Source organism: Alteromonas sp. MmMcT2-5 (assembly GCF_022348315.1).
In the GTDB taxonomy this organism is placed as follows: domain Bacteria; phylum Pseudomonadota; class Gammaproteobacteria; order Enterobacterales; family Alteromonadaceae; genus Alteromonas; species Alteromonas macleodii.
Genome location: NZ_JAKRFB010000096.1, coordinates 1 through 7248, shown reverse-complemented (window position 1 = coordinate 7248; position 7248 = coordinate 1). Strand labels below are relative to the sequence as shown.

6 protein-coding genes are annotated in these 7248 nt (G+C 39.4%); all 6 read right to left on the bottom strand.

The window, feature by feature from the left end; translation table 11 throughout:
* Positions 1 to 265 precede the first annotated feature (265 nt).
* A complete protein-coding gene (locus MHN09_RS20580) occupies positions 266 to 1372 on the bottom strand; it encodes a CaiB/BaiF CoA-transferase family protein (protein WP_008305453.1) in 1107 nt (368 codons plus the stop codon).
* A gap of 324 nt (positions 1373 to 1696) precedes the next feature.
* Positions 1697 to 2473, bottom strand: coding sequence for an SDR family NAD(P)-dependent oxidoreductase (locus tag MHN09_RS20575; RefSeq protein WP_008305454.1), 777 nt, complete (start codon positions 2471 to 2473; stop codon positions 1697 to 1699).
* Between the two features lie 59 nt (positions 2474 to 2532).
* Positions 2533 to 3678 carry an acyl-CoA dehydrogenase family protein gene (locus tag MHN09_RS20570; protein WP_008305455.1) on the bottom strand — a complete coding sequence of 382 codons (1146 nt, stop codon included), beginning with the start codon at positions 3676 to 3678 and terminating at the stop codon, positions 2533 to 2535.
* Between the two features lie 57 nt (positions 3679 to 3735).
* Positions 3736 to 4974 carry a beta-ketoacyl synthase N-terminal-like domain-containing protein gene (locus tag MHN09_RS20565; RefSeq protein ID WP_008305456.1) on the bottom strand — a complete coding sequence of 413 codons (1239 nt, stop codon included), beginning with the start codon at positions 4972 to 4974 and terminating at the stop codon, positions 3736 to 3738.
* Between the two features lie 40 nt (positions 4975 to 5014).
* Positions 5015 to 5803 (bottom strand): enoyl-CoA hydratase/isomerase family protein, encoded by a 789-nt coding sequence (locus MHN09_RS20560; protein ID WP_008305457.1) that lies wholly within the window; start codon positions 5801 to 5803, stop codon positions 5015 to 5017.
* Positions 5804 to 6064: 261 nt separating this feature from the next.
* On the bottom strand, positions 6065 to 7087 hold the full coding sequence (locus tag MHN09_RS20555) for an AraC family transcriptional regulator (RefSeq protein WP_187447757.1): 1023 nt from the start codon (positions 7085 to 7087) through the stop codon (positions 6065 to 6067).
* Positions 7088 to 7248: the final 161 nt, after the last annotated feature.

Here is a 7248-nt window from a genome sequence, read left to right as displayed (position 1 = left end):
TCTGTGTTGGTTTTTTTTTGGCGAAAGATCTGATCACCAAATGCCATGAATGTTCCCTAACTCTTTGACTTTATTTTACTATTCGTGGGGATAGCTCAGAGTTAAGTATTTACTCTAAAGTAGGCATCTTTTAATACAAAAGAACAAATACAAGAAGATGTAGAATTTTAAAAGGAATAAAAAGAGGCTAAAAGCGAGGACATTCCAAGTCAATTAGCCTACAGAGGAGAAATGCACTTACCAGTGCGAGGTTAAGTATTCGTATTTACTTGTTCAGCGAATTTAAAATTTCTGCTGTATGTTGCCCAACGTTAGGAATTTCACCAATACAAGGCTGGCTAACACTAAACTTAGGCGCAGGTGTTGGCTGTAAATATTGACCTTCACCTGTATAACAGCCACGCGCCTTAATATGCTCATGCTCAGCTGCTTCTGGAATAGATAAAACAGGTGCATAACAAGCATCAGTTCCTTCTAAAATATCGTTGCATTGTGCTTGAGTTTTACTTGCAAAAAATGCCGCCATTTTTGCTCTTGCTTGAGGCCACAACTTTTTATTGTTCTGCTGAGCAAAGTCATCATCATCAGCAAAGCCACACAATGTAACTAATTCTTTATAAAAATTAGGCTCTAACGCTTGAACTGAAACATATTTCCCGTCAGCACATTGATAAGTATTGCACCAATGAGATCCTGCGCCGAAAAAGTCTTGCCCTTTTTCTTCACGTAGCAACCCCTGCGCCCTAATACTGGTTAACAACCCCATGCTATAAATGGTGCCGTCACAAATAGCTGCATCAATCACCTGCCCTTGGCCAGTGTTTTGTGCATATAAAAGCGCTGAAGTTATACCAATGACCAATGGTAAGGTGCCACCACCAATATCGCCCACTAAGGTTGGTGTTGGATATGGTGCATCGTCAGGTAAACCGCCATAATGCAAGGCTCCAGTAATTGATACATAGTTGATGTCATGGCCAGCATTTTTTGCTAAAGGTCCTGTTTGCCCCCAACCAGTCATACGACCATATACGAGTTTTGGGTTGCGCTGATGACAAACCTCCGGTCCAAGCCCCAACTTTTCAGTAATGCCTGGGCGAAACCCTTCAATTAACACGTCTGATTGCTCAACAAGCTTCAATACTGTTTCAACATCATCAGGATTTTTTAAGTCTAGTGCAATCGACTTTTTACCACGCTTAAAAAATGAAGCATCTTTATTGCTATCTAAATCAATACCAGCGTTAGGGTTAGCCGTTTTACGTTCAATTAAAATAACCTCAGCCCCAAAGTCAGCTAGTATCATACCAGCTGCCGGACATGGCCCTAAGCCAGCCAACTCAACAACTTTTATACCGTTTAGTGGTCCCATTTCATTTTCTCCACGTTATAATACCAATTAAATTAAATATTTGATCATTCAGCGAGAGTTAAAAGGCTTAGAGGCAAGGCATTGGTTGCAGGTAATGGTTATTCCCTTATCAAAATCAATAACGCAAGCATATAAGCCTTTTAAACTCGCCCTTCGGGAGCTTGTCAGGAGAGTAATAACTTTACAAATTGCTTTAGTGGAGAATGCTACACCTGCATCAATTTGCTTTGTTCTAACTCCCCTGACACAGCTCTGAACTGACTAAATATTTAATGCAATTGGTATAAAAGCACCTTAAAGGTGCTTTAATAACTTATTAAGAACTTACTTAGCTTGCATCACTGTAGCGCCATCTAATCGGACAATACGACCATTCATATAGCCATTTTCAAATAAGAAAGAACAAGTATGTGCAAACTCTTCCATTTCACCCATACGTTTAGGCGCTTCACACATTTCTACAAGTGAATTAACCACTTTTTCACCTAGCGACTTAACCATAGGCGTACCAAATAAACCTGGTGCAATTGAATTTACACGAATACCGTAACGGGCTAATTCTCGTGCAGCTGGAATATTCATACCATTAACTCCGGCTTTTGAACCTGAATATGCACTTTGACCAATTTGCCCTTCAAAAGCTGCCCCCGATGAAATGTTTATAATCACTCCTCGTTCACCTTTTTCGTCTGGCTCATTCTTTGCCATTTGTTCAGCACATTTAGCCATCACATTAAATACACCACATAAATTAACGTTAATTACCGTAGCGTATTTTTTTAGGCTTGAAGCAATACCTTCTTTATCTAAAATTTTACACGGTAGTGGAATACCAGCCGCATTAACGTCACCGTGAATTGCACCGAACTTATCCATTACAGCAGCAATCGCAGCATCTATACTTTCTTCACTTGTTACATCAGTTTGGCAAAAGATAGCCTTATCTTCCCCAAGCTCAGCCACGGTCGCATTGCCTGCGTCTTCATTTAGGTCAAACAAGGCAACTTTAGCGCCCTTTTCTGCTACTAAATATTCTGCTGTCGCTTTACCTAAGCCAGAAGCGCCACCTGTTATAACAACAACTTTATCTTGCAAATTCATGAACTTTCTCTCAAATTTTTATACACATGCTGGTTAACTTGCAGTAACCAACGATAGAATTATTTAAATGCTTGAATACCTGTTAACAAGCGAGCAATTAACAACTGCTGAATTTCTGTAGTCCCATCAGGAATTGGTCCAACAATCGCTTCACGAGCTAAACGTTCAACAATAAATTCTTTAGTAACACCATTACCACCGTGTATTTGCACAGCATCACGACAAGCAGTAACCGCTATTTCAGTACCGTACCATTTCGCCATTGAGCACTCTTTGTCACAACGAATACCATTATCAATCATGTCAGCAGCACGTAAAGTTAATAGTCGAGCCGCATCAATTTCAGTTGCCATTTTAGCAATTTTAAGTGCAATTAGCTGGTGACCCGCAATCTGTTTGCCATGCTGTGTACGCTCTTGACTATATTTAACAGATTCTTCCAGCGCACGACGAGCAATTGAATAACCCCAAGCCGCCATATGACAACGAGCACGTTCAAACGTTACCAATGTATTTTTTAATCCATCACCTTCTTTGCCAACCGTATTCGCTACAGGCACACGAACATCAGCAAGGAAAATTTGAGAAGTTGACTGGCTGTTTAACGCCATTTTTTCAATTCCCTTAACTTCTAAACCTGGTGTGTCGGCAGGAATAGCAATATGCGTTAATTCACCTTCGCCTGTTTTACAGGTACAAACGAATATATCCATATGTTCGCCATTTGAAATCCAAGTTTTTTCGCCATTAATAACCCACTCATCGCCATCTTTTACCGCACGAGTTTTAACAGCAGCTACATCTGAACCCACATCTGGTTCAGAAATACCAATAGAAATAAACTTCTCACCCGAAATTAAACCTGGTACATACTCATCAATGATATGTTGAGGAGCATTATTAATTAACAAATCAATACCTGCTACGTTAATTAACCCAGTAAGCGCGAGATCTAATGAACCTACCGCAACTTCTTCCCAAATTAAAAGATGCGTTTTCCAGTCCATTCCATAGCCACCACTTTCTTCTGGGTGTGGAGCACTGATATAGCCAAATTCAGATAATTTACTGCTCCACTTTACCAATTGTTCTTTGCTAAAGTGGCTTTCACCGTGAGCTCTAATTTCTGGTTCAATCTCGTTTTGTACGAATTTACGAACCGACTCAACGGCCATTTCTTGTTCTTCAGTCATTTGGAAGTTCATTATTTATTCCTCATTACATTAATCTTTTACAAGGTCGATACTAGCCACTTAATAAAATTAAGCTTTTGCTAAAATGTTAATTGACACAGCGCCTTCTTCAATACCTACTAACCCACCGCTGTTTTCATGTACCGCATGTTTAGCACCAACAACCTGACGAGCACCGGCTTCACCACGAAGTTGAACAACAAGCTCATGAATTTGACCAAGCCCTGTCGCACCTAGCGGATGACCTTTAGACTCTAAGCCACCTGATGGGTTAATTGGAATGCGGCCTCCAATTGTAAAGTCACCATTTTCTGCAGCTGGTCCAGCTTCACCAAAACCAACTAAACCAAGGTTTTCAGCATGTAAAATTTCACCCATTGCTGTTGCATCATGAACTTCAGCCACGTCCATATCTTGTGGACCAACACCCGCTATTTCATAGGCTTCTTTTGCCGCTAAATGCTCACAGTGCTGATCCCACTGATCAGCTGGTCGGCTAGTAGCGCTGCGAATAACAGCAGCAAGTACTCGAACAGCGCGCTTTTCGGCATTTAATTTTTTCAGCCCTTCTTCATTACAAACCACAACCGCTGCCGCACCGTCTGAAATAGGTGCACACATAGGTAAAGTTAAAGGGTAAGTAATTGGTGGAGCTGCCATTACTTCATCAATCGTATAAGGGTCTCTAAATTGCGACAATTCATTATGAACTGAGTGCTGGTGGTTCTTAGCGCTCACTGCCGCTATTTGTCTTTGAGTTGTACCAAATGTTTTCATATGGTTACGACAAAAAGCTGCATATACATCCATAAACACACTATAAGGGCGCTCTGAGGTTGTACCTGGTGGCACTTCAAAACCTTCAGCAGGCTTTAATAAAGTTTTAAGGTTTTGCTCTGGATTGCTCACATCCCATGCACCATCAAATACAGAGAACATCTTAGCTTTGTCGGCTACATTCATCTTCTCTGCGCCAACAACTAGTGCAATATCACATGCACCTGATTTAAGCATTTGGTTGGCTAGATAAAAACCTGAACTACCTGAAGCACAAGCATTCTCAACATTAAAGATAGGGATACCTTCAATACCATTTTTACTTAAGTAAACTTGTCCGGGTACCATACCCTGACCATGTAAATGGCCTTGAGTACAGCCAGTGAAAAATGCCGTTCCAATTTCGTCTTTATCACAACCAGCATCAGCAAGTGCTTTTTCAATTGCTTCGCCAGTCAAACTTTCTAATGTACGTTCGATGTGTCGACCAAACTTAGTCATGCCAACACCTGCGATATAAATATTACTCATGTTCTTGGTTCCTATTATTAGCTTAATTAAGCAACTCTTGCTATTTGCCGATAAATTGCGGTTTACGTTTTTCAGAAAACGCAGTTAAGCCTTCGGTAAAGTCGTATGAACGCATATGCTTTCTTAACAATACTTGCTCATGCTCTAATGCTGCATCTCTCGATTTATCTAAAGCTTGATTAGCCACTTCTTTCATACGACGAAGTGCAATTGGGCTTTTTGAGGCAATTTTGAGTGCAAGTTTTTGTGTTTTATCTTGTAGCTCATCATCATTTGTAACTACGTTAACAAAGCCATATGTTTTCATTTCTTGTGCAGATAAAGTTTCACCAGTAAACAATAAATACTTAGCTACATTGTGAGGGATAATTCGAGGTAATAAGGCTGCCCCTCCAGCGCCAGGGTATACGCCAAAGTTCGCGTGAGCATCACCAATGACTGCACTTTCAGCAGCCACCACTATATCTGCACACATAGCTGTTTCTAGACCGCCCGCCATAGTAATACCATTTAACGCTGCAATTACTGGCTTTGGAAAGTCACGTAGTGGATTAAATACGTTTTCACATAATCGATCTAAAAAGTCTTTCTCTCCAGGAGGTAGCTTTTGTGATGCCAATACTTCTTTTAAGTCTGCCCCTGCACAAAAAGCAGCACCAGTGCCAGTAATAACAACGGCTCTAATTTCATCATTATTAGCTATTTCAGGAATATACTTTTCATAAAGTTCAATGATTTCACCATTGATTGCATTCATTCCTTTCGGGCGGTTTAATGTTAACCAGGCAATACCATCTCGGTTTTCAAAAAGTAAGTTTGCTTCACTCATCACTAATTCCTAATTTTTATTTTGTTAGCCATAAACACGCTAAGTCTTGAGATGGTTCTACTCTAAAAAATAAAAACGCAAAAAAAACCAGCCAAAAGTATGGGTTTAGGAAAAAAGTATGGGAATAGTTAGGAAGGTATATTTAGAAAAACAATAAACAGTTTAAAATTCAATATATTAGAGTGAGATTTTAAAATAAACAAGTTTAGAAAATTGGAAGTTTAAGTATGGGCTCCAAACGAAAGCCCATACTATATTTGTTTAATTTTCAGCTTTAGCTTTTCGATATTCACTTGGTGAGTGCCCCGTCCAACGACGAAATGCACGAGAAAAGTTACTAGTATCAGTAAAGCCTAGTTGATAGGTAATTTGACTAATACTCATTGAGTCTTGCTCAATATATTGAATTGCTAATTGTGAGCGTAAGTCGTCTAAAATTTCTTGGTAACTAGTATCGCGTTGTTCTAGTTTGCCATGCATATTCCTCGGGCTCATATTTAATAATGAAGCAATACGCTCTTTATTACATTCCCCAGTAGGCAATAGCTCAATAATTTTAGTTTCAACTTGGCGTACAATATCAGAGCGATCTAAACGTGCTAAATGCTGAATAACAATTTCATCGTTCACTCGCGCCAATTCAGAACTTGCTGCAGGCAGTTGAACAAACATATCTTCTTTAGCAAAATGTATCGCGTTTAATTTGGAAGAAAACTCAACAGGGCATTTAAATGACTGCTCAAATAACTCTGCCCCAATTTCTGGTTTTTCCCTTACGAGTTGAACTTTTAAAGGGTTAAAGTTAAGGCGGAAAATATGTCGACACATTTGAACAATAGCCATTAACCAGCCTTCAATAGTTTCATCACAAGTTACTGTATTGATAATTTCAATATCCAACACATAATCATCTTTTGTTTCAGTTAACGTATGAATGCCGTTATCACTAAGTAAGCGGAAATAGCGTACTATGCGTTGGCAAAAGTCATTTAAATTGTTACTCGCATATAACGAATAACCAAACGCGTGAAAGCTGCCAGGATGAAAGTTTTTACCAGCTAACAACCCAAAACCTGTTATGCCCGTTGCTTCTACTGCCAGCCTAAAAATTTCCGTAATTTTAACGGTTTCAATACGGTAACTTGGCTCTGATGACGTAACTAAATCAACGCCAGCTTTTTTAAACAAAGCTTGGCTGTCTATCCCGTCAGACTCTAATGCTAACGCAATGGCACTCGCCCAACTGAATATAGTTTTAGGTTCATTATTAGTTGATGTTGTCATAGAAAGTATTAACTCACTAATTTTATTATTATCATTTTTCTATCATAATGATACACGAATAATGACGTGGTCAAGCAAATTCACACAACCCAGTTAAGCAGCTTTTCCTAAGTTAGCCATGTCAGCTTCATATTGGTTTGGACTTTTGTAATCCAGGTATG

Excerpts from the sequence above, each read along its gene's own strand:
- MHN09_RS20580 (WP_008305453.1), bottom strand. The coding sequence starts at position 1,372 with ATGGGACCACTAAACGGTATAAAAGTTGTTGAGTTGGCTGGCTTAGGG.
- MHN09_RS20575 (WP_008305454.1), bottom strand. The coding sequence starts at position 2,473 with ATGAATTTGCAAGATAAAGTTGTTGTTATAACAGGTGGCGCTTCTGGC.
- MHN09_RS20570 (WP_008305455.1), bottom strand. The coding sequence starts at position 3,678 with ATGAACTTCCAAATGACTGAAGAACAAGAAATGGCCGTTGAGTCGGTT.
- MHN09_RS20565 (WP_008305456.1), bottom strand. The coding sequence starts at position 4,974 with ATGAGTAATATTTATATCGCAGGTGTTGGCATGACTAAGTTTGGTCGA.
- MHN09_RS20560 (WP_008305457.1), bottom strand. The coding sequence starts at position 5,803 with ATGAGTGAAGCAAACTTACTTTTTGAAAACCGAGATGGTATTGCCTGG.
- MHN09_RS20555 (WP_187447757.1), bottom strand. The coding sequence starts at position 7,087 with ATGACAACATCAACTAATAATGAACCTAAAACTATATTCAGTTGGGCG.